Below are 20,854 nucleotides of genomic sequence, written 5' to 3' on the forward strand. Positions count from 1 at the left end.
CGCCGCAAAAGATCGGATCGGGTGGATTCAGCGCCGGCCGGACAGGACGTGGACGGACCGGTCGGCGCTGTCGTAGCTCCGGGCGCCCACGAAGGAACCGGTCGGACGGTCCGACCCGACCACCGCCCGCGCCAGGCTCCGGTCCGCATCGCGGAAGCGCAGTGCCAGGCTGAGGTGCGGCGTCCAGTGGTCCGGCGCGTGCCAGGGGTTGCGGCCGTCCGCGTCAGCCAGCACCGCCCAGACCGCGCGGTGCAGTGCGACCAGGTCGGGACCGGGACGCACCAGCCACACCAGCGGAGCGCTGCCGTCCAGCACGGCGACCTCGCCCAGCACGGCCGGCAGCGGCAGCGCCGCGTCCAGGAGGGCGACCAGGCGGGCGACCGCCCCCGGCGGGAAGTCGTCGACGGCGGCGAGCGTCAGGTGTGGACGGTTGGTGGGGTGGGTGTTGCGGGCCAGGCTCGGCAGGCCGGCCAACCCGAGCCGCGCCCACGCCGCCCGCACGGCGGCGTCCAGGCCCGCCGAGCAGACCAGTTCCACCGTACGCACCCCGCCAGGCTAACCGGACGCCCCGCCTCGCCTGGGGCAGCCGGACCGGCCCGGCACCGCTGCGGACCTCCTGCACCGGGCCGACCCGCCCGGACCGCCGCCCCGTCTCCCGTGCCGGGCCGGCCCCGCCCAGACTTGCTCCGGGGCGACTGTGGAGCTGCCCCGTCTATGCGCCCACGGTATCGATGCGCCCCGGTTCGACAGCACGTCCCGCCGGCCCTGTCCCGGTCCGCCCCCGCGGACCCGCTCTCCCCGCGAAACCTGCCCCGTCCATGCGGGCAGCTCCAAAGGACCCGGACCGACACCCACCCGCCCTGATGCCCACGGCAGCGCCCTGCGGGCACGGGTCCACGCCACCCGGCATGGCGGTTTCCGGGGTGGTGTCGCTGGCGCGGCGTTCAGAGCCAGCCGTTCTCCCGCGCGGCTCGCACCGCCTCGGCGCGGCTGCCGACGCCGAGTTTCTGCACCGCCGCCGCCAGGTAGTTGCGCACCGTGCCGGTGGACAGGTGCGCACGGCGGGCGATCGACGCCGCCGGTGCGCCGTCCTGCGCCAGGCGCAGGGTCTCCAGTTCGCGTGGTGTGAGCGGGCAGGGCGGGATCAGCAGCGCGTCGGCGGCCAGCGCCGGGTCGACGTAACGGCCGCCGGCGTGCACCCGCCGGATCACGTCGGCGAGCGCGCCGCCGGGCGCGCCCTTGGGCAGGAAGCCCCGGGCCCCGGCGGTGAGCGCGCGGGCCAGGTGCGGGGGCCGTCCCTGGCCGGTCAGGATGACCACGGCGCAGCCGGGCAGCGCCCGGGACAGCTCGGCGGCGACCTGGAAACCGTCCCGCCGGGGCATCGACAGGTCGACCACCACCACGTCGGGCCGGTGCGCGAGGGCAGCGGTCACCGCGGCGTCCCCGTCGGCGGCCTGCGCGACGACCTCCAGGTCGTCCTCCAGGTCGAGCAGAGCGGCGAGGGCGGACCGGATCAGGTCCTCGTCGTCGGCGAGCAGGACGCGGATCATGCGGCGGTCGGTACGGTCGCCTCGACGGTGAAGACACCGTCGACGCTGCGGGTCCGCAGCTGTCCCCCGACGCCGGCGAGGCGGTCCGCCAGGCCGAGCAGGCCGTGGCTGTGCCGGTCCGGCGCCGCCCTGGCGGTCACCCCGTCGTTGGTCACGGTCATCCGCGCCACGTCGTCCTCCTGGATGATCTCGATCCGGCACCAGCCGGCCCGGCTGTGCCGCAACACGTTGGTGCCCGCCTCACGGAGCACGGCCGCGAGCTGGGTCGCCGCCTCCGGCGGCAGCTCGCCCGCCGGCGGCACGACGGTGCACCGCACCCCGGACGAGCGGAGCACCTCCCCGACGGCGGTGAGCTGCTCGACGAGGTCGACCCTGCGGTACCCGTGCACCGTCCGGCGCAGCTCGGTCAGCGCCGTGGCCGCCAGGCGCTGCGCCTCGCCCGCCTCCCGGCCGGCCCGCTCCGGGTCGGTGGGCGCGAGGCGGGCCGCCAACTCGGCCTTCAGCGCGATGACTGTCAGGTGGTGCCCGAGCAGGTCGTGGACGTCACCGGCGAAGCGCAGCCGCTCCTGCGCCGCCGCCAGCCGAGCCTGGGCCGCCCGTCCCTGCCCCGCCTGCACCAGCAGCTCCCAGAACCACACCTGGAAGCCCGTCACCGCGGCCACGCCCAGGCCGCCCAGGCCGGTGACCAGCAGCGACCGGGCCACCGACGTACCGGACAACCCGGCCACCGCCCCGGCGACGGCGAGTGCGGCGACGAGCGTCGGCGCCACCCAGCGGAACGGGGCCAGTAACGGGACCCCGCCGACGACGGCCGCGCCCAGCCAGGCCCAGGTGGGCCACACGCCGACGGCCACGGGTGCGACGAGCGGAACGCCGAGCACCGCCACGGCGGCGTACGCGGACCGCAGCCGCCGGCGTGACCGGTCGGACGACGCGGGGGTCACCGCGGTGCGCAGCGCCACCGCCAGCACCACCGCGAACGCGCCGAGCCCGGCCGCACCGGCCGTCACCCGCCAGGGGTCCGGTTCCCGAGACAGCCCCACCGCCGGCAGGAGCAGGGTGGCGGCCATGCCGGAGGCGAGGGAGACCAGGGTCGCGGTCCGGGCGCGCGACAAGGTCCGGTCTCCGCCCGGCACCGCAGGGTCCGCCACCACGGTCTGAAGCGTAGAGGCGGCGGCCCCACCGGTGGACCCGCCGGGTGCGCACGGTCGGCCCGTGCGTTCCGCCCGGCCGACCGGTGACACCGCGCGGATGGTTCCGGCCGGGCGCCGCCGGAAGGCTCGATCCCATGACAGAGCTGACCTCCACTACGACGACCCCCCACCACGAGGACGGTCGGGCGCGGCGCGCCGGACTCCGGCCCCTGGCCCGGCACCTGTTGGAGATGGCGCTGGCCATGCTGGCCGGGATGCTGCTGCTCGGTCCGGCACGCGGCGCGTTGGCCGGCGCGTTCGGGCTGGCGCCGGCGTCACCCGGCGTCGGAGCGCTGCTCATGGCCACCGACATGAGCGTCGGCATGGCGGTGTGGATGTGGTACCGCGGGCACTCCGGGCCGGCGATCGGCGAGATGACCGCCGCCATGTACGTGCCGGTGCTGCTGTTGCTCGTGCCGTTCCGGGCCGGGCTGATCGACGGTGATGCCCTGCTCATGGGCGGTCATCTGCTGATGCTGCCGGCGATGCTGGTGGCGATGCTCCGGCGCCGCGACGAGTACGCCCGGCACCACGCCTCCCGCCCCACCCCGCGCCAGCACCCGTGGGTCCGCGCGCTGGCCCACCGCTGGCCCACCGGACTCGCCCTGCTGATGACCTTCGGCAACTGGTTCTCGCCGCTGGCGCCCCACCCGTTGGCCCTGCTCGTCCTGCCCGGTGGCTACCTGCTGATCGGGGCGTACCGTGGCCGGCTCGGCGACCGCCGGGTGCTCGCCGTACAACTGGCGGGCCTGGCCGGGTGGACGGCGCTGGCCCTGGCCGCGGTGGCCCTCGGCGGGGACGCCGCCCTCTGGCTGGTGGCCGCCGGGTGGCTGGCCCACGCGGCGTGGGACGCGGTCCACCACCGGCGGAACGAGGTCGTGCCCCGCGGGTACGCCGAGTTTTGTGGCGTCCTCGACGCCGTCGTCGGTGTCACGGTGAGCCTGATGATCCTCGCCACGCCGTGAGGAACGACCGGGGCGCGTGCGGCACCCCTGTCGGCGACGTGATCGGGCATCCGCGGCACGGGGCCGCGGATGCCCGGGCGGCGTGTTGTGCCGGTCGCCGGAGCGGACGCGCGGCGGTGATGGAAGGCTTGCGGCATGAGTTCCGCACCTGTACGGCACGACGCACCCACCGAATCGCCCACCGACGACGCGACCGCCTTCGCCGACCTGGGCCTGCGCGACGAACTGCTGGCCGCGCTCTCGACGCTCGGCTACGAGGAGCCGACGCCGATCCAGCGGGAGGCGATCCCTCCTCTGTTGGCCGGCCGGGACCTGCTCGGTCAGGCCGCGACGGGTACGGGCAAGACGGCCGCGTTCGCGTTGCCGCTGCTGCAGCGGATGCCGGACGACCGGCCGGGCGGGAATCCGGTGGCGTTGGTGCTGGTGCCCACCCGGGAGTTGGCGGTGCAGGTCTCCGAGGCCTTCCACCGGTACGGCAAGGACCTCGGCACCCGGACCCTGCCGATCTACGGCGGCCAACCGATCGGCCGGCAGCTTCGCGCCCTGGACGCCGGGGTGGACGTCGTGGTGGCCACCCCCGGCCGGGCCCTGGATCACATCGCCCGGGGCACCCTCAACCTCGCCGGGCTCGCCACCGTGGTGCTGGACGAGGCCGACGAGATGCTGGACATGGGCTTCGCCGAGGACATCGAGGCGATCCTGGAGCACGCCCCGGCCGAGCGGCAGACCGTGCTGTTCTCGGCGACCATGCCGTCGCGCATCGACGGGCTGGCCCGCCAGCACCTGAGCGACCCGGTGCGCATCCTCATCGCCCGCGAGCAGCCGGTGGCCGGCGAGGCGCCCCGGGTACGGCAGAGCGCGTACCTCGTGTCGCGGGCGCACAAGCCGGCGGCGCTGGGCCGGGTGCTGGACGTGGAGTCGCCCACCGCGGCGATCGTGTTCTGCCGCAGCCGCGAGGAGGTGGACCGGCTCACCGAGACGATGAACGGCCGCGGGTACCGGGCCGAGGCGCTGCACGGCGGGATGAGCCAGGAGCAGCGTGACCGGGTGATGGGCCGCCTGCGCGCCGGCACCGCCGACCTGCTCGTCGCCACCGACGTGGCGGCCCGGGGCCTGGACGTGGAGCAGCTCAGCCACGTCGTCAACTACGACGTGCCGTCGGCGCCCGAGTCGTACGTGCACCGCATCGGCCGGGTGGGCCGCGCCGGGCGGGAGGGGGTGGCGATCACCCTCGCCGAGCCCCGCGAGCACCGGATGCTCAAGACCATCGAACGGGTCACCGGTCAGCGGATCACCGTCGACAAGATCCCCACGGTGGCGGACCTGCGGACCCGCCGCCTGGAGCTCACCCAGGCGGCGCTGCGGGAGAGCCTGCTGGAGGACGACCTCGAACCGTTCCGTGCCATCGTCGAGTCGCTCAGTGACGAGTTCGACCTGATGGAGGTGGCGCTCGCCGCGGTGCGCCTGGCGCACGAGGCCACGTTGCCGGGCACCGCGGACGAGGAGGAGGAGATCCCGCAGGTCGCGGTCCGCCCGGCGCGGGAGGGCCGGCCCGGGTACGAGGGCCGCGGCGACCGGCGCGGCGGCGGCCGGCCCCGCGGCGCCGGCACGACGCAGGTCTTCGTCGGGCTGGGCCGGCGCGCCGGCGTCCGGCCGCAGGACCTGGTGGGCGCGATCACCGGTGAGACCGGGGTGAGCGGGCGGGACATCGGGTCGATCGAGATCGCCGACCGGTTCTCGCTGGTGGAGGTGCCGGTCGGGATGGCCGACGAGGTGATCGCCGGGCTGCGCGGCAGTACGATCAAGGGCCGCAAGGCCACCGTACGCCGCGACCGCGACCGCGACACCGACGGCGACGACCGGCGCTCCGACGGTGACCGCCGCTCCGACGGTGACCGCCGCTTCGACGGCCGCCGCGACCGCGGCTGGCAGCGCCGCTGAGCGGTAAGGAAGGGCCCCTTCTCAACGCCTGCGGTAGCGAAAGGGTCCCTTGTTAACACCGCCGCACGTTGCCGACCGGCATCGAGGGCGGCGCCGGAACCACGCCGTTGAGAAGGGCCCCCTGTACAACGCCAGGCGTTAACAGGGGGCCCTTCCTTACACCTCAGGCGGTGGTGAGGGCCGGCGGGCCGTCCAATGCCTCCGTGTCGAGGTCGGCCGGGCGCAGCGCCAGGGCGAGCACGTCGGCGACGTCGGCGAGGGTGTGGACGGTCAGCGCCTCGCGTACCTCGGTCGGCAGGTCGTCGAGGTCCGGTTCGTTGCGCATCGGGATGATCACCTCGGTCAGGCCGGCCCGGTGGGCGGCGAGCAGCTTCTGCTTGACGCCGCCGATGGGCAGGACCCGGCCGGAGAGGGTCACCTCGCCGGTCATCCCGAACTCGGGGCGGACCGGCCGGCCGCTCGCCAGGGACGCGAGGGCGGTGACCATGGTGATGCCGGCGCTCGGGCCGTCCTTCGGCACGGCTCCCGCCGGGACGTGCAGGTGGATCCGCCGTCCGGCGAGGGCGTTCGGGTCCAGCCCGAGCCGCCGCCCGTTCGACCGCAGGTACGACAGGGCGATGTGCGCGGATTCCTTCATCACGTCGCCGAGCTGGCCGGTCAGGGTCAGCCCCGGCTCGCCCTCCATGCTGGTGGCCTCGATGAAGAGCACGTCGCCGCCGGCGCCGGTGACCGCCAGGCCGGTGGCGACGCCGGGCACCGCCGTACGCTCCGCCGACTCCGGGGTGTGCTTCGGCCGGCCCAGGTAGCGGGCCAGGTTGCCGGTGTCCACGCGTACCGGCGTGGGGTCGGTCGCCAGCGCGACCGCCACCTTGCGCAGGATCTTCGCGAGGGCGCGTTCGAGCTGCCGGACGCCGGCCTCCCGGGTGTACTCGCCGGCGATCCGGGCCAGGGCCTCGTCGGCGACGGTCACGTCGTCGGCGGTGAGTCCGGCCCGTTCCCGCTGCCGGGGCAGCAGGTGGTCCCGGGCGATGGCCACCTTCTCGTCCTCGGTGTAGCCATCCAGGGTGACCAGCTCCATCCGGTCCAGCAGCGGGCCGGGGATGGTCTCCACCACGTTGGCGGTGGCCAGGAAGAGCACGTCGGACAGGTCGAGGTCGACCTCCAGGTAGTGGTCCCGGAAGGTGTGGTTCTGCGCCGGGTCGAGGACCTCCAGCAGGGCGGCGGCCGGGTCGCCGGAGTAGCCGACGGCCAGCTTGTCCACCTCGTCGAGGAGCACGACCGGGTTCATCGAGCCGGCCTCGCGCAGCGCCCGGACGATCCGGCCGGGCAGCGCGCCGACGTAGGTGCGCCGGTGGCCGCGGATCTCCGCCTCGTCGCGCACACCGCCGAGGGAGACCCGGACGAAGTTCCGGCCGAGCGCCCGGGCGACGGACTCGCCGAGGCTGGTCTTGCCGACGCCGGGCGGGCCGGCGAGGGCCAGCACGGCGCCGGAGCCGCGGCCGCCGACCACGCCGAGGTTGCGCTCCGCGCGCCGGTTGCGCACCGCGAGGTACTCCAGGATGCGGTCCTTCACGTCGGCCAGGCCGGCGTGGTCGGCGTCGAGCACCGCCCGGGCCGCCGCCAGGTCGGTGTTGTCGGCGGTACGCGTGTTCCACGGCATCTCGAGGACGGTGTCGAGCCAGGTACGGATCCAGCCGGCCTCCGGTGAGGCGTCGCTGGCCCGCTCCAGCTTGCCGACCTCCCGGAGCGCCGCCTCGCGGACCTTCTCCGGCAGGTCGGCGGCCTCGACGCGGGCCCGGTAGTCGGCGGAGCCGTCCGGCTCGTCCTCGCCGAGTTCCTTGCGGATCGCGGCGAGCTGCTGGCGGAGCAGGAACTCGCGCTGGGACTTCTCGAGCCCCTCCCGCACGTCGGTGTTGATCTGCTCGGTGACCTCCTGCTCGGCCAGGTGGTCCTTCACCCAGCCGACCAGCAGTTCGAGCCGGGCGGTGACGTCCGGCGCGGCGAGCAGTTCGGTCTTCTGGGCGAGGCTGAGCCAGGTGACGTAGCCGGCCGAGTCGGCCAGCTCGGAGAGGTCGGTCATCCGCTCGATCGCGTCGATGACCTGCCAGGCTCCGCGCTGTTGGAGCACCGAGGTCATCAGGGCCCGGTACTCGCGGGCGAGTTCCCGGGCGCGGCCGGCGGGTGCCGGCTCGGTTAGTTCGGCCGCCTCGACCCAGAGTGCGGCGCCGGGTCCGGGGACGCCGGAGCCGATGCGGGCGCGGGTGAGGCCGCGGACGACGGCGGCCGGTTCGCCGCTGGGCAGCCGGCCGACCTTCTCGATCGTGGCGACGACGCCGACGGGACCGTACTCGCCGTCGATGCGGGGCACGGCGAGGAGCCGGTGGTCGCCGGTGGCGCGGGCCGCGTCGACGGCGGCCTGGGTGGTCGGGTCGAGGGTCACCGGGATGACCATGCCGGGCAGCAGCACGGCGTCGGTCAGGGGAAGAACCGGAAGAGTTGCCATCGAACACCTGCTATCGCGTTGAGTTGAGCGTGTTCAACTCAAGTAACAAATCGTTCCCCTTGTTCCGAGGTGTGACCCAGGCCACGCCGAACCCGGACGGGCCGGCGGAGTGCCAGCAGTTCCCGCACCGGCCCGCTTCCCCCGCCGACGGCCACCGCGAGCGGGATCGCCACGGTGGTCAGGACCAGGGCGGCGACCGTCGGGCCGGGCAGTCCCGCCAGCAGGGCGACGACGGTGAGGGCCGCGAAGGACACGAGCTTGCGTCGGGCGCGCGGGACGGACATGCGTTCCTCCTTCAGGTAGGCGGCCACGCCGGCCTGCTCGGGGACTGACCGCACGGCACTTTCCGACCGGTGGCACGCCGATTTCGGCGCGGGATTACCCGACCCGCCGAAATGAGGAGGACGCGTTTTCTTGCGGTTATGCCACGCGATACGTCAAACTTTGACCACACCCCGTCCCCACACAGGGAGTAATCGGCGATGGCCAGAAAAGTAATCACGGTTCTGACTGACGATCTCGACGGCGGAAAGGCCGATCGGACCGTCGAGTTCAGCTTGGACGGCGTGGCGTACACGATCGACGTGTCCGACGAGAACGCGGGTGTCCTGCGTAAGGCGCTGGACCCGTACATCAGCGCCGGCCGGCGGATCGGTCGCGGCGGCGTGGAAACGTCGCGGGCACCCCGACGGGGAGCCGGATCCGGCGCCGGAATGGACCGCGAGCAGAACCGCGCGATCCGGGAATGGGCCGTCAAGAACGGCTACAAGATTTCCGAGCGGGGCCGCATCCCGGTGGAGGTCGTCGAGGCCTACAAGAACCGCTGAGCCGGAGCGGGCCGGCCCGCGCGCGGGGTCGTGCCGAAAACGGCACGGCCCCGCCGGCATTTGCGGCCCGCACCATTCCCTCCGGCCGGGACCGTGACCGGCGCCACCCGCGCCGGCCGGCGGCCGCCGTCCTGTCGCACCCCTGGGCTGCAATGATCGCAAAGCCGATCAGCCATTACGGGGACGAGCGGACGGGGGCGGCGGATGAGGCACTGGTGGACGCAGACGGCGGGCGGACTCCCCCGGACCTTCTGGCACCTGTGGACGGCCACGCTGATCAACCGGCTGGGCAGCTTCGTCGCCATCTACCTCGGCGTCTACCTCGTCTCGGTCCGGGACTTCAGCCCCGCGTACGCCGGCATGGTGATCGGGTTGCACGGGGCCGGCAGCGCGGCCGGGGGCGTCATCGGCGGCCTCGTCGCCGACCGTTGGGGGCGCCGGCCCGCGATGCTGGGCGGCAACGTCACGGCCGCCGCCACCGCGCTCTCGCTGGGCCTGGCCGGGCATCCGGTCGCGATCGCCGCCCTGACCCTGCTGCTCGGGGCGTGTCTCGGCGTCGCCCGGCCCGCCTTCACCGCCACGATCATCGACGTCGTCGGTGAGCGGGACCGGCTGCGGGCGCTGACGCTGAACTACTGGGCCATCAACATCGGCTTCTCGGTCGCCGCGACGGTCGCCGGGTTGCTGGTCCGGGTGGACCCGCTGCTGCTGTTCGTGATCAACGCCATCGTGCTGCTGGGCACCGCCGCGTTGATCGGTCTCCGCGTTCCCGAGTCCCGGCCCGTCGTGCCGGCCGCCGGCGCCCTCACCCGCGCCGGGAGCGGCGGTCTGGGCACCGTCCTGCGGGACCGGGTCTTCCTGACGTTCACCGCGCTGACCGGCCTGGCCTGGCTCTGCATCGAGGCGAGCGTGATGCTGCCGGTCTCCTTGCAGGCCGACGGGCTGCCGGCCGCCGCGTACGGGCCGATCATCGCGGTCAACGGTCTGTTGATCGTGCTCGGCCAGCTCTTCGTGCCGCGCCTGGTCGGCCGCTTCGACCGGTCGCGCACCATCGCGGTCGCCGTCCTGGTGATCGGCGCCGGGTTCGCCCTCACCGCGCTGGCCGACAGCGTCTGGTTCTACGCGGTCACGGTGCTGGTCTGGACACTCGGCGAGATGGCCATGACCCCGTCGAACTCGGCACTGACCGCCGACCTCTCACCGACCGCGCAGCGGGGGCGCTACCAGGGCGTCTACTCGCTCGGGCACGCTTTCGCCACGTTCGCCGGGCCGACACTGGGCGGCCTGGTCGCCCACCGGTTCTCCGTCGACGCCCTCTGGTTGGGCCTGTTCGGCCTGGCGCTCGCGGTGGCCGCCGCGAACCTGCTCGCGGCCCGGTCCCGCACGCGGCGGATCGCCGCGCTCCGGGCGGCGGCGCCCACGGCGGCTCCGCCGGCACCGGTCGCGGCCTGAGCACGGGGCGGGGCCGCCCGGTACCCCCGGACGGCCCCGCCACCCTGGTCGGTCAGTTGACCTCGATGCGCACCACGTCGAAGGCGGGCGTCTGGTTGGCCCGCTCCATCATCGGTACCCGGTGCGAACCGTCACCGGCCCAGACCGCGCACTGCGCGGTACCGGACTCCGGCATGCCCGGAACCTGGATGGTCACCTCGTCGGCCTCCCGGCCGCCCCGGCTGTCCTCGGTGGCGACGAAGAACGCCGGCACGTCCTCCGGGTTCGCCGGGGCCTCGTCGGTGCTCTCCAGCATCCGGCAGGCGGTGTGGAAGTGGCCGCGCACCAGGCCGTCGCCGTTGAGCAGCGAGCTCTCCACGTAGTACCCGCCCTGGCCGGCGGCGAGGAACCGGTCCCGGACCAGGTTCCGGGTGCTCACCCGGAGGGTGAACGGCTCTTCGGCCTGGACCTGCTGCGGGAAGTCCGTGATCAGCAGCGAGGGGTTGTTCGCGGCGGCAGCGACCTCACCGAAGGCCGTGCTCACGCACCGGTTACCGTTCTGAAAACCGTCGTGCGGCTGGAGCTGGCTCTCGTCACAGTCGTTCGCCAGCACACCGAGCCCGGCACCCGGGGCGTTGTTATCGCCGCCGTTGTTGTTGCCCCCGTTGTCGTTTCCGCCGTTGTTGCCGCCGTCATTGTCGTTGTCGTTGTCGCCGCCGTTGTTGTTTCCGTCGTTGGTGTTGCCGGTCGGCGCGACCTGGCACTCGGCGAGCTGGGACAGACCGCGGGGGCGGGAACCGAACCGGTCGATCGCGTTCGTGATGCGATCCAGCGTCGCCCGTCGCTTGCTGGCCAGCGGGGCCAGGATCGAGTTGCGGACGAACGCCTCACCGCGGCTTCCCTCGGCGGCGAGCCGCCGGTCGGCCTCGGTGATCTGGGCCTGCAACTGGGCCAGGTTGCGGTCCACCTCGGCGCGGGCCCGCTCGGGCACCTGCGGCAGGCGGCCGGCCACGTCCGGGCAGGCCACGGCGGAGCCGCCGTTGTTCCCGGGGGCCTGGCCGTCCCGGGTCTCCTGGCACTCCTCGACCGACTGCTGGCCGTCGCCCCAGTGGTTGCGCACCCACCGTCCGTTCTGCCAGGTGCGCGTCGTGGTGCCGGTTCCGCTCGGCGCGGTCGCACCCGGGCTCGGCTGCACGCACTGCGCGGACGCGGGCCGGGTCTTGTTCGACCGCCGCTCTCCGGCCGACGAGATCTGGGTCACGGCGACGATGCCGCCGAAGACCGCGAGCGTGCCGACAACGGCGATCAGCCGCTTGCTCCGCGCGTTACCGGATGGCCGGCGCGCCCGTGTGGACCTGCGCATCGAATTGCTCTCCTTCTCGATCCGGTAGTTCATTCGAGACCTCGGCGGACCGACGGAATTGAGGTGGAACGCCCCGACGACTACCGTCGGGCCGTATCCGGTGGCACGTCGATGACCGACGATGCCCTTTCCGCACCGTCTTCCACGTCGGGGGACGCGGTCGGGGAGATCCTGTCCATTCCCGCATGAGTACGGGACGGCCGCGGCGATGGTTCAACCGGGGCGAGGGAAATTTCCCGCGGGTTTCGAGAGGGCGTGCGGGGGGGGTGCCGATCAGTCGACGCAGAGGTGGTCGAACGCGAAGCCGTCGACCAGTTCGGCCCGTCGCGCGGCCAGCCCACGGATCCCGGCCAGCAGCTCCTCCCGCGACGTCAGGGGCGGCTCGGCACCGTCCAGCGTGCGCAGCCGCTCACCGACCGCCAGGGTGGCGAGGTCCTCGGCGAGCCGCGCCGCGTCGACCCCGCAGGTGAACCGGTGCTCCGCAACCGTGACCCGCTCCACCAGGACCGCGCCGGGGCGTACCTCCACCCAGCTCCAGCCCTCGGCCGGGCCACCGGACCACCGCACGTGCAGGCCGCGCACGATCGGGTCGGACAGCCGCCGCGCCACGTACGCCTCGACGGCCGCGGCGCGGGTGAGCGCGCCGAGGTCGTTGACCGGCCCGGTCCGCCCGTCGGGGAGTCGACCGGCGATGTCCCGGAACCCGGTGACACCCGGCTCCCCCGCCCAGCGGTTCGTGTAGGCGTGGGCGTCGAGGACGTACGCCACGATCCCGGGCCCGTGGTCGGCGGGCCGCAAGGTCGACGATCCGATCCGCAGCACCGGCAGACCGACCGCGGCGGCGACCGCGTCCTTCATCCGGGCGACGCGCTGGCCCGGCGACCCGTCGGCCGGCGGTGGCCCGATCTCGACCGCGACGATGACCCGGCCAGTGCCGGCGGCGCGGACGACGAGGTCGTACGTCTCGCGCAGGGCGGTGCTCCACTGGTGGCCGGTGACCCCCGGTGGGCGCCGGCGCACCAGGTCGCTCAGCCGGAGCGGGCCGTGCACGACCTGGCCGTCCCGGGTCAGCACCGGACCACCGACGCCGGGCACCACCCGCCGCCCGCCGCCATCCACGCCCTCGCCGCTCGTCATCGCCCCGCGTCCCGTCGCCGTCCCGTCGCCGTCCCGGGCGGCGACCGGCCGAGTCTAGGGTGCGAGCACGGCCGGCGCGTCGGTGGGCCGGGTCCCGCTCAGCGCCAGACGACCACCTCGGACAGCGGCTTTCGGGAAATGTCCGGCACGGTAGCGTCGTCGGCCGGGTAACCGACCGGGATGATCAGGTTGCCCCGTTCCTCGGCGGGCCGGTCCAGCAGCTCGTTGAGGAAGCGCATCGGGCTCGGGGTGTGGGTCAGGGTGGCGAGTCCGGCCTGGTGCAACGCGGCGAGCAGGAGACCGACCGCGATCCCCACCGACTCCTTCACGTAGTAGGGGCGGGGGCTGCGGGGCCCCCGGTGCACCTCGAAGACCACGATCACCGCCGGAGCGGTCTCCAGGAACGGTTTGCTCGCGTCCGTCCCCAGCGGCGCCAGCGCCGACAGCCACTCCTCCGGCGCGCGCCGCTCGTAGAACACCCGCTCCTCCGCCTCGGCGGCGACCCGCAGCCGGCGCTTGAGCTCCGGGTCGGTGACCACGACGAACCGCCACGGCTGCCGGTTCGCGCCGCTCGGCGCCGAAGCCGCCGCCCGCAGCGCCTGGTCGAGCACGCCGGCCGGGATGGGCCGGTCGCTGAAGTCGCGGACGGTGCGGCGCCGGGTCATCGCGTCGGCGAAGGCCCGCACCCGGGCCAGCGCATCCGTCGGGGGTACGCCGTAGTCGGGCACGGGCCGGGACGCCGGCGGGCCGGCGGGGCGGTTCGGGGGCATCCTGACATTGTCGGCGGCCCCGGCGGTCCCGGCCAGCCGACGCGGGATGATCGACGGAGGCCGCCGGTACGGGAACGGGGAGGGTGTCGGGTGCGGGTCGTGTCGCTGGTGCCGTCGCTGACCGAGGCGGTGGCGTCGACGCTGCCCGGGCTGCTGGTCGGGGCGACCGACTGGTGCACCCACCCGACCGGGCTGGACGTCCCCCGGGTCGGCGGCAGCAAGTACCCGGACCTGGAGCGGGTCCGCGCTCTGCGCCCCGACCTGGTTCTGCTCAACGTCGAGGAGAACCGCCGCGAGGACGCCGACGCGCTGGCGGCGGCCGGCGTGCCGGTGCGGGTCACCTACCCCCGGACCGTGGACGAGGCGCTCACCGAACTGGGCGCACTGCTGACCGAGCTGGGCGCGGCGGCCGAGCCGACCTGGCTGCTGGCGGCCCGCCGTGCCTGGGCGGCGCTGCCCGCCGAGGCGGCGCCGCGCCCGGCGGTGGTGCCGGTCTGGCGTCGGCCGTGGGTGGTGCTGGGTCGCGACACGTTCGCCGGTGACGTCCTGCGCCGGCTGGGCGTGACCAACCGGTACGCCGACCACCCCGAGCGGTACCCCCGGCCGAGCCTGGACGAGCTGCGCGGGCGGGCGCCGGAGCTGGTGGTGCTGCCCGACGAGCCGTACCGGTTCACCGCCGCCGACGGGCCGGACGCATTCCCCGGGACGCCGTGCGCCCTGGTGTCGGGTCGGCACCTGACCTGGTACGGACCGTCGCTCGCCGAGGCTCCCGCCCTGCTGGCGGCCCAGTTGGCCGCGCCGGTCACCCGTCCCGCGGGCTGATCCGTCTCCGGCGGGCCCGGCGGCGGGCCCGGCGGGCCCGGCGGCGTCCCGGCCAGGCGGCGACCCGGCCCCAGGCGATCGAGGTGGCCAGTGCCAGCACCACCACCGCCAGGGTCAGCCAGACCGGCACCTCCCCCACCGGGGTCTCGGCGAGGATCAGCTTCACCCCGGCGAAGGCGAGCACGACCGCCAGCCCGTACCGCAGGTACTCGAAGTGCCGCAGCAGGCCGGCCAGGCAGAAGTAGAGGCTGCGCAGACCGAGGACCGCGAAGGCGGTCGCCGTCCAGACCAGGAACGTGTCGGTGGTGATGGCGAGGATCGCCGCCACCGAGTCGACCGCGAAGACCACGTCGGTGCCCTCGATCGCGACGAGAGCGACCAGCAGCACGGTGGCCTTGCGGCGCCCGTCGACGCGGACCGTGAACCGGCTGCCGTGGTAGCGCGGATCGGTCGGCACCAGCCGGCGGAAGAGCCGGACGACCGGGTTGCGGTCGGGATCGACGTCCGGTTCGCCGCGTACGGCCAGCCGCCAGCCGGTCCAGACCAGGAACGCTCCGAGGGCGAGCCCGGCCCAGGCCAGCCGGTGCAGCAACTCCGCGCCCGCGAAGATGAAGGCGAGCCGGAACGCGAGGGCACCGACCACGCCCCAGAACAGCACCTTGTGCTGGTACTCGTCGGGGACCCGGAAGTAGCCGAACAGCAGCGCGAAGACGAAGACGTTGTCGACCGACAGGGCCTTCTCCAGCAGATAGCCGGAGTAGTAGGCGACCGCCGGCTCGCCGCCCAGCCAGACCAGGACCACCAGGCCGAACGCGAGACCGGCGGTGATCCACACCGCCGACCAGACGACCGCCTCGCGCAGCTCGATGATGTGGTTGTCACGGTGGGAGAGCACGTCGACGGCGAGCATGACGGCGATGACCGCGCCGACCGCCGCCCACCCCCACAGCGGCACGGCGAACGTCGCCTCGTCCACCCGGCGCCCCCCGCATCCGTGACGCCCCTTTCCCGGCGCCGGCCACGGGGCGGGACCGGTCCGCCCGGCAACCGGCGGGGAAACCGGACCACGTCATCGCCCCGAGCCTAGGCGGCCGGCCGGCCCTCCGGCGGCGCTCCGCCGAACCCGGTGCCCATCAGGCGACCGGGGTGACCTGGCCCGCCTCCAGCGCGACCAGGACGGTGTCGTCGACGTCGTACGCGATCGTGCTGACCACCCGCACGACGCCGCTCACCTGCCCGGCCAGCCGCTCCGCCAGCTCAGCCGCGCTACGCCGGTCCAGCCGCCCGTCCAGGGTCACCTCGCCGCCGCGGACCTGGACGGTCACCAGCCCGTCCCGCACCGCGAGCACCCGGTGCAGCACCTCCTGCACGACGTCCTCCCGGATCTCCGCGTCGGTCCGCAGGTGCACCCGCAGCAGGTCACCACGGGTCACGACGCCGACCAGGCGGCCCAGGTCGTCCAGCACCGGCAGCCGCTAGGCCGCGCCAGGGGGCCGGGGCAGGGCCGCGGGACCGGGATCCGACGGTCCGGGAGACCCGGTGGGAGAGGGGTCCAAGGTCCCGGTCCGGCAGGGCACGGTCGGCCCTGACGCGCCGGGGGCGGCTGGTCGTCCAATGGAGATGCCACCGGGAAGCGCGGTGCGGGACAGGAAGGGACGTGGAGACCATGGCCGCGATGATCGAACGGAACACCGCCGGGAACACCGCTCCGGCGGCGGAGCAGCGGCACCAGGACGAGACCACCCGGGGGCGCGCCGCGCGGTACGTGTTCGCGGGTGTCCGGCTGGCCCTCGGCTGGACGTTCCTGTGGGCGTTCGTCGACAAGGTGTTCGGGCTCGGCTTCGCCACCCCCACCGAACGGGCCTGGCTCAACGGCGGCAACCCCACCAAAGGCTTCCTGAGCGGCGCCGAAGGACCCTTCGCCGGCATCTACCACGACCTCGCCGGCACCGCCTTCGCCAACTGGACCTTCCTGCTCGGCCTGCTCGGCATCGGCCTGGCCCTCACCCTCGGCATCGGCATGCGCATCGCCGCCGCCACCGGCGCCACCCTCTACGTCATGATGTGGTCGGTCGCCCTGCCCCCACAGACCAACCCGTTCCTGGACGAACACCTGACCCTCGCCGCCGTCCTGGTCGGCCTCACCCTCATCGGCGCCGGCCGGACCCTCGGCCTCGGCGCCACCTGGGAGAAGCTGCCCATCGTCCAGCGGTTCCCCTGGCTCCGCTGACCTGATCTCCGCACAGCCACAGGGGCGGGCCCCACCCTCCGGGTGAGGCCCGCTTCGCGGTGCCCAGACCTTGGATGCTGTCGGCCCTTCGAGGGGCCGGTCCATGGCAAGAACTGTTCTGAACGGGGGCCGCGCGCACATCGGTGAGTGGCGATCCGGCAGGATCACGGGGCGAAGGACATCACGACGGACACGGCAGGAGACTTCCGGATGAACCAGGCAGGCAAGCCCGACGTGGGCCCGATCGAGGGCGCGCCTCCGGCCGACCTCGTCGTCGAGGACATCACCGTCGGGGACGGGCCCGAGGCGCGTGCGGGGCAGGTGGCGCGGGTCCACTACGTCGGCGTCGCCCACTCCGACGGCCGGGAGTTCGACGCGTCGTGGAACCGAGGCGAGCCGTTCGAATTCCCCCTCGGGGGCGGACGGGTCATCGCCGGCTGGGACCAGGGTGTCGTCGGCATGAAGGTCGGCGGTCGTCGTCGCCTGACCATCCCGCCGCACCTCGGCTACGGCGACCGGGGCGCCGGCGGCGTCATCAAGCCGGGCGAGACGCTGGTGTTCGTCGTCGACCTGCTCGGCGTGCGCTGACGCGGTGCGGGCCCCGGCACCACCGGGGCCCGCACCGCGGCGGTCAGTGGTTGCGTCAGGCGGCGATCAACGTGCGGCCGGCCACCGGCGCGGGAGCGTCGTCGATGACGCGGACCACCCGATGCAGGCCGGTCACGCGCAGGACCCGGGCGACCACCGGGTCGGGCCGCACCAGCACCAGCTCGCCACCACCGGCCCGCAACCGCAGGTGGGCGGCGGCCAGGGCACGCACCCCGGCGGCGGAGAGGACACGGACGCCGGACAGGTCGAGCCGGAGCACCGACCGGGCCGGCACGGCCCACAGCGCCGACCGCAGCGCGCCGACCGTGGCGACGTCGATCTCGCCGTTCGCGCGCACCTCCACCACCCGGGCACCCACGCTGACCTCGACGTGGAACCGGTCGTCCCGCTGTCCCATGGCCACGAATCTAGCCCCGACCACCGACAGTTCCGTCGTGCCGCGGGACGGGATCCGGGTACGACCAGGGTCGCACCCGCCGGTATCGGGGATCCCCCTTCCGGGCGACCCCGGCAGCGATGGCGGCGACCCACACCGGTGGACGGCCCGCCCCGGTACGTCGGGGGGCGACGCCGGGCGGATCGGCGGGCCAGAATGAGCGGATGGTCGTCCCCCGCCCCCGCGCACCGTGGCTGATCCGACCCGTCCGCGAGCCCGCCACGGTCCCGCCGCCCCTCGACGGGCCGTGGGCGCCCGCCGACCGCCGGCTCGACGCCGTCGAGCTGCTGCCCCTGCCCGACGGCACGTCCGGTCCCGAGGACGTCGTCGTCGACCCGGCGGGGCGGGTGGTCAGCGGGTCCGAGGACGGCCGCATCTGGTGGTGGCCGGTCGACGCGCCGACGGGCACCCGTCCGCGGCTTCTCGCCGAGACCGGCGGCCGACCGCTGGGCGTGGAGGTCGACCCCCGCGACGGCAGCCTCGTGGTCTGCGACGCCTACCGGGGGCTGCTGCGGGTGACCTGGGACGGCGCCGTCCGCGACCTGGGCGGCTCCGGCCCCCGGCCGCACCTGGCCGACAACGCCGCGATCAGCCGGGACGGCACGGTCTACTTCACCGACTCGTCCAGCCGGTTCCCCGTCTCGCACTGGAAACGCGACCTGCTGGAGCACCGCCCAAACGGGCGGGTGCTGGCGTACGACCCGGGCAGTAGGCGCACCGAGGTGGTCTGCTCGGGGCTGCACTTCCCCAACGGGATCGCGCTGACCCCGGACGAGTCGGCACTGATGCTGGTGGAGACGGCCACCCACCGGCTGGTCCGGGTCGACCTGCCGGACGGGGTCGTCACGGTGCTCGCGGACCTGCCGGCGTACCCGGACAACGTCTCCCCGGTGGGCGACGGGACGTACTGGATCGCCCTGCCGAGCCCCCGCGTGCCGGTCGTCGAGCGGCTGCTGCCGCACCCTCGGCTGCGGCAGCTCGTGGCCGTCCTGCCGGCGGCGGTGCAGCCGAAGCCGCTGCGCTACGGCCTGGTCGCCCTCGTGGACGGCGACGGTCAGGTGCTGCGCACCCTGCACGGTCCGAACGGGACGTACGACATGGTCACCGGTGTCCGCCAGCACGGCGACCACCTCTGGCTCGGCAGCCTCACCGGTGCCGGGGTGGCCCGGGTGCCGCTGGGCTGAGCGTCCACCGCGGACCGGGCGGACCCCGCGCCACGGGGACCGGCCCGCGTTTCCGGACCGGTCCCCGCGTACTGCCCGGGTCAGCCGCCGCGGACGGACGGCACCGGCGCGGGTGAGCCGCCGGCGACCGCGCCGGGGTGCGGCACCTGCGTGGGGCTCGGCGCCAGGCCGGCCGGCACGGGCAGCGCGCTGCCCTTGACGTACTTGTCCCAGCTCACGTTCCAGGCGGTCCAGCCGTTGCCCTCGTCCAGCTTCACCTCGGTGCCCTTGATCGTCACCAGGTCGCCGACCTGCGTGATGTTCATGAGCCAGTCCGCCGCCGTGGCGGAGACGTTGGTGCAGCCGTGGGAGACGTTCTCGCTCCCCTGGACCCCCTCCGACCACGGGGCGCCGTGGATGAACTCGCCGCCCCACGTGAGGCGCTGCGCGTCCTCGACGTCGACCACGTACGGGTCGGCCGAGCCCCGGGTGTCGAACGTGGTGAACTGGTGCTTCTCCATGATCACCATCTTGCCGCTGGAGGTGGGTGTGCTCGGCTTGCCCAGGCTCACCGGGATCTTGCGGACGAGTTTGCCGTCGCGGTGCACGGACATCTGCTTGGTGGCGTTGTCGATCTCCAGGGAGACCTGCCGGCCGATCTTCGAGGTCGCCCTCCGGTCGGCGTCGCCCACGTACTCCTTGCCGATCGGCAGGCCCTCGAGCCCGGCGCGGAAACTGATCGTGGTCCCCGGCCGCCAGAAGTCGGGCGCCCGGTAGTACACCTGGGTGCCGTCGGACACCCAGGACCACACCCCCGGCTGCGGCGGGTCGGTCTTCACGAACAATCGGCGCTGCACCGCCGCCCTGGCCTCTTTCGGAATGGGCGGGTCGAACGCGACGGTTACCGGCATCGCCGTTCCGTAAGTCCGATTACCCGCGAAATACAATGTACTGGTTATCGCCTGCTTGGTGGATTTCGGCATCGTGGTGAAGGTCGTCTTCCGGGTGGTGGTCTTGCCGCGGTCACCGGTGGCGGTCACCTCGGCCGTGTACGTCCGGCTGGGCTTCAGCGGCGCGCTGGGCACCCAGCCCGAGCCGTCCTCCCGGGGCTCCGCCGCCACCTGCCCGCCCTTGTCGTCCACGATCTTCACGGAGGTGACCCGGCCGCCCTTCACGGTCGTGCCGACCTCAGCGCTGATCGGCACGTCCCGGGTCCCCTCCGCGGGTGTCACCGCCAGTTCCGGCCCGCCTCCCCGGCCCTCCCCCGGCCGCGCCCCCGGCTTGCGGTCGGCGGTGCATCCGCCCAGGGCCAACGGTGCGGCCGCGACGGTCACCGCGAGCAGCGTCATTCGCCGCCTGAAATCCATGGTTGCGTCCCCCCGTTATTGCGTTCCCTCTGCCACATTCTCTCCGCCGGACACAGTTTCGTACCCAATTTCGGCGAATCTCCGGCCGCAATTGCCGGCCCCATTTTCCGGGCGCCGACCACCCGCGGCCCGTGCGGGCGGAGTGTCCGGCGGCGCCCGATCAGTCCCAGTCCGAGCCGTCGTCGTTGCCGGTCCACCGGCCGCCGACCGGCGGCGTGTCCAGCAGCATTCCACCGTGCCCGTTGCCGGCGAGATCGTTGTCCTGCACCCGGCACCCGACCGCGCTGCCCCGCTCGGTCACCCAGATCCCGTACGCCTGGGTCCGCGGATCCTGGCTGTCCCAGATCCGGTTGCCCCGGACGGTCGTCGAGTCGACGGCCGCGTTGATCGTCAGGCCGGCCACCACGGACGGCGCGTCGGGCAGCTCGTACGCCGTGCCCGGCGGCGGGGTTTCGGCGCTCCAGCGCTGCGGGGCGGGGTTCCCGGCCGACGGCGGGCGAAACGCCCTCGGCACGGACGGGGCGCCCCGGGCATCACCGCCCGGGGC

The 20,854-nt window shown here is 74.1% G+C and carries 21 protein-coding genes; 8 read left to right on the forward strand and 13 right to left on the reverse strand.

The genetic code is table 11. The features are described 5' to 3' along the window. Positions 1-27: 27 nt before the first annotated feature. The 3 genes from ACN26Y_RS24105 to ACN26Y_RS24115 form a co-directional block, all read right to left on the reverse strand. Positions 28-546, reverse strand: coding sequence for a 2'-5' RNA ligase family protein (locus tag ACN26Y_RS24105; protein ID WP_155332471.1), 519 nt, complete (start codon positions 544-546; stop codon positions 28-30). A 398-nt stretch (positions 547-944) separates the two neighbouring features. Then, the gene (locus ACN26Y_RS24110) at positions 945-1,550 is read right to left on the reverse strand and encodes a response regulator transcription factor (protein WP_155332472.1); all 606 of its coding nucleotides are present in this window, start codon (positions 1,548-1,550) and stop codon (positions 945-947) included. Continuing rightward, on the reverse strand, positions 1,547-2,704 hold the full coding sequence (locus tag ACN26Y_RS24115; protein ID WP_422733572.1) for a sensor histidine kinase: 1,158 nt from the start codon (positions 2,702-2,704) through the stop codon (positions 1,547-1,549). Before ACN26Y_RS24115 ends, ACN26Y_RS24110 begins: the two co-directional genes overlap by 4 nt. Before the next feature lie 134 nt (positions 2,705-2,838). Here ACN26Y_RS24115 and ACN26Y_RS24120 point away from each other — a divergent pair, with 134 nt between their 5' ends. After that, positions 2,839-3,708, forward strand: a complete 870-nt coding sequence (locus ACN26Y_RS24120) for a hypothetical protein (protein WP_230688742.1) — start codon at positions 2,839-2,841, stop codon at positions 3,706-3,708. 135 nt (positions 3,709-3,843) lie between these two features. Beyond that, positions 3,844-5,649, forward strand: coding sequence for a DEAD/DEAH box helicase (locus tag ACN26Y_RS24125; protein WP_230688743.1), 1,806 nt, complete (start codon positions 3,844-3,846; stop codon positions 5,647-5,649). A 163-nt stretch (positions 5,650-5,812) separates the two neighbouring features. On the opposite strand, the gene lon is transcribed toward ACN26Y_RS24125, so the two are convergent. Both lon and ACN26Y_RS24135 read right to left on the reverse strand, forming a co-directional pair. Beyond that, a complete protein-coding gene (gene lon / locus ACN26Y_RS24130; protein WP_155332473.1) occupies positions 5,813-8,152 on the reverse strand; it encodes an endopeptidase La in 2,340 nt (779 codons plus the stop codon). Positions 8,153-8,190: 38 nt separating this feature from the next. Further along, positions 8,191-8,436, reverse strand: a complete 246-nt coding sequence (locus tag ACN26Y_RS24135; RefSeq protein WP_155332474.1) for a hypothetical protein — start codon at positions 8,434-8,436, stop codon at positions 8,191-8,193. Positions 8,437-8,634: 198 nt separating this feature from the next. On the opposite strand from ACN26Y_RS24135, the gene ACN26Y_RS24140 reads away from it, so the two are divergent. Together ACN26Y_RS24140 and ACN26Y_RS24145 are read left to right on the forward strand one after the other, a co-directional pair. Then, entirely contained in the window at positions 8,635-8,979 is a 345-nt protein-coding gene (locus ACN26Y_RS24140; protein WP_155332475.1) for a histone-like nucleoid-structuring protein Lsr2, read from the forward strand. Positions 8,980-9,183: 204 nt separating this feature from the next. Then, a complete protein-coding gene (locus tag ACN26Y_RS24145; RefSeq protein WP_155332476.1) occupies positions 9,184-10,431 on the forward strand; it encodes an MDR family MFS transporter in 1,248 nt (415 codons plus the stop codon). Positions 10,432-10,483: 52 nt separating this feature from the next. Here ACN26Y_RS24145 and ACN26Y_RS24150 read toward each other — a convergent pair whose 3' ends face one another. The 3 genes from ACN26Y_RS24150 to ACN26Y_RS24160 all read right to left on the reverse strand — a co-directional run bounded on the left by ACN26Y_RS24150 (position 10,484) and on the right by ACN26Y_RS24160 (position 13,680). Next, positions 10,484-11,773 carry a hypothetical protein gene (locus ACN26Y_RS24150; protein WP_422733573.1) on the reverse strand — a complete coding sequence of 430 codons (1,290 nt, stop codon included), beginning with the start codon at positions 11,771-11,773 and terminating at the stop codon, positions 10,484-10,486. Between the two features lie 273 nt (positions 11,774-12,046). Beyond that, a complete protein-coding gene (locus ACN26Y_RS24155) occupies positions 12,047-12,910 on the reverse strand; it encodes a hypothetical protein (protein WP_155332478.1) in 864 nt (287 codons plus the stop codon). 98 nt (positions 12,911-13,008) lie between these two features. Further along, complete coding sequence (locus tag ACN26Y_RS24160) at positions 13,009-13,680, reverse strand: nitroreductase family protein (protein ID WP_155332479.1); 672 nt, start codon at positions 13,678-13,680, stop codon at positions 13,009-13,011. Positions 13,681-13,770: 90 nt separating this feature from the next. On the opposite strand from ACN26Y_RS24160, the gene ACN26Y_RS24165 reads away from it, so the two are divergent. Next, entirely contained in the window at positions 13,771-14,502 is a 732-nt protein-coding gene (locus tag ACN26Y_RS24165) for a helical backbone metal receptor (protein WP_155332480.1), read from the forward strand. Here ACN26Y_RS24165 and ACN26Y_RS24170 read toward each other — a convergent pair. Then, a complete protein-coding gene (locus tag ACN26Y_RS24170) occupies positions 14,483-15,478 on the reverse strand; it encodes a TerC family protein (protein WP_155332481.1) in 996 nt (331 codons plus the stop codon). The two genes, ACN26Y_RS24165 and ACN26Y_RS24170, sit on opposite strands and share 20 nt — an antisense overlap. A gap of 157 nt (positions 15,479-15,635) precedes the next feature. Continuing rightward, positions 15,636-15,968: a BON domain-containing protein gene (locus ACN26Y_RS24175; protein ID WP_230688744.1), complete on the reverse strand. Its 333-nt coding sequence runs from the start codon at positions 15,966-15,968 to the stop codon at positions 15,636-15,638. 191 nt (positions 15,969-16,159) lie between these two features. Here ACN26Y_RS24175 and ACN26Y_RS24180 point away from each other — a divergent pair, with 191 nt between their 5' ends. Further along, entirely contained in the window at positions 16,160-16,732 is a 573-nt protein-coding gene (locus ACN26Y_RS24180; RefSeq protein WP_155332483.1) for a hypothetical protein, read from the forward strand. A 210-nt stretch (positions 16,733-16,942) separates the two neighbouring features. Beyond that, positions 16,943-17,320 carry an FKBP-type peptidyl-prolyl cis-trans isomerase gene (locus ACN26Y_RS24185; protein WP_155332484.1) on the forward strand — a complete coding sequence of 126 codons (378 nt, stop codon included), beginning with the start codon at positions 16,943-16,945 and terminating at the stop codon, positions 17,318-17,320. Between the two features lie 55 nt (positions 17,321-17,375). On the opposite strand, the gene ACN26Y_RS24190 is transcribed toward ACN26Y_RS24185, so the two are convergent. After that, on the reverse strand, positions 17,376-17,738 hold the full coding sequence (locus ACN26Y_RS24190) for an STAS domain-containing protein (protein ID WP_422733574.1): 363 nt from the start codon (positions 17,736-17,738) through the stop codon (positions 17,376-17,378). Between the two features lie 203 nt (positions 17,739-17,941). Between ACN26Y_RS24190 and ACN26Y_RS24195 the strand changes: the two genes are divergently transcribed. Then, positions 17,942-18,961 carry an SMP-30/gluconolactonase/LRE family protein gene (locus ACN26Y_RS24195; protein ID WP_422733575.1) on the forward strand — a complete coding sequence of 340 codons (1,020 nt, stop codon included), beginning with the start codon at positions 17,942-17,944 and terminating at the stop codon, positions 18,959-18,961. An 80-nt stretch (positions 18,962-19,041) separates the two neighbouring features. On the opposite strand, the gene ACN26Y_RS24200 is transcribed toward ACN26Y_RS24195, so the two are convergent. Together ACN26Y_RS24200 and ACN26Y_RS24205 are read right to left on the reverse strand one after the other, a co-directional pair. Beyond that, complete coding sequence (locus ACN26Y_RS24200; protein WP_155332487.1) at positions 19,042-20,307, reverse strand: L,D-transpeptidase; 1,266 nt, start codon at positions 20,305-20,307, stop codon at positions 19,042-19,044. Positions 20,308-20,467: 160 nt separating this feature from the next. Beyond that, positions 20,468-20,821: a hypothetical protein gene (locus tag ACN26Y_RS24205; protein ID WP_155332488.1), complete on the reverse strand. Its 354-nt coding sequence runs from the start codon at positions 20,819-20,821 to the stop codon at positions 20,468-20,470. Positions 20,822-20,854: the final 33 nt, after the last annotated feature.

Source organism: Micromonospora sp. WMMD558, assembly GCF_049315255.1.
In the GTDB taxonomy this organism is placed as follows: Bacteria; Actinomycetota; Actinomycetes; order Mycobacteriales; family Micromonosporaceae; genus Micromonospora.

What these genes read in the sequence shown, in the direction of transcription:
- ACN26Y_RS24110 (WP_155332472.1), bottom strand. Translation starts at nt 1,550, where the DNA reads ATGATCCGCGTCCTGCTCGCCGACGACGAGGACCTGATCCGGTCCGCC.
- ACN26Y_RS24120 (WP_230688742.1), top strand. Translation starts at nt 2,839, where the DNA reads ATGACAGAGCTGACCTCCACTACGACGACCCCCCACCACGAGGACGGT.
- ACN26Y_RS24125 (WP_230688743.1), top strand. Translation starts at nt 3,844, where the DNA reads ATGAGTTCCGCACCTGTACGGCACGACGCACCCACCGAATCGCCCACC.
- lon (WP_155332473.1), bottom strand. Translation starts at nt 8,152, where the DNA reads ATGGCAACTCTTCCGGTTCTTCCCCTGACCGACGCCGTGCTGCTGCCC.
- ACN26Y_RS24135 (WP_155332474.1), bottom strand. Translation starts at nt 8,436, where the DNA reads ATGTCCGTCCCGCGCGCCCGACGCAAGCTCGTGTCCTTCGCGGCCCTC.
- ACN26Y_RS24140 (WP_155332475.1), top strand. Translation starts at nt 8,635, where the DNA reads ATGGCCAGAAAAGTAATCACGGTTCTGACTGACGATCTCGACGGCGGA.
- ACN26Y_RS24145 (WP_155332476.1), top strand. Translation starts at nt 9,184, where the DNA reads ATGAGGCACTGGTGGACGCAGACGGCGGGCGGACTCCCCCGGACCTTC.
- ACN26Y_RS24150 (WP_422733573.1), bottom strand. Translation starts at nt 11,773, where the DNA reads ATGCGCAGGTCCACACGGGCGCGCCGGCCATCCGGTAACGCGCGGAGC.
- ACN26Y_RS24155 (WP_155332478.1), bottom strand. Translation starts at nt 12,910, where the DNA reads ATGACGAGCGGCGAGGGCGTGGATGGCGGCGGGCGGCGGGTGGTGCCC.
- ACN26Y_RS24160 (WP_155332479.1), bottom strand. Translation starts at nt 13,680, where the DNA reads ATGCCCCCGAACCGCCCCGCCGGCCCGCCGGCGTCCCGGCCCGTGCCC.
- ACN26Y_RS24185 (WP_155332484.1), top strand. Translation starts at nt 16,943, where the DNA reads ATGAACCAGGCAGGCAAGCCCGACGTGGGCCCGATCGAGGGCGCGCCT.
- ACN26Y_RS24190 (WP_422733574.1), bottom strand. Translation starts at nt 17,738, where the DNA reads ATGGGACAGCGGGACGACCGGTTCCACGTCGAGGTCAGCGTGGGTGCC.
- ACN26Y_RS24195 (WP_422733575.1), top strand. Translation starts at nt 17,942, where the DNA reads ATGGTCGTCCCCCGCCCCCGCGCACCGTGGCTGATCCGACCCGTCCGC.
- ACN26Y_RS24200 (WP_155332487.1), bottom strand. Translation starts at nt 20,307, where the DNA reads ATGGATTTCAGGCGGCGAATGACGCTGCTCGCGGTGACCGTCGCGGCC.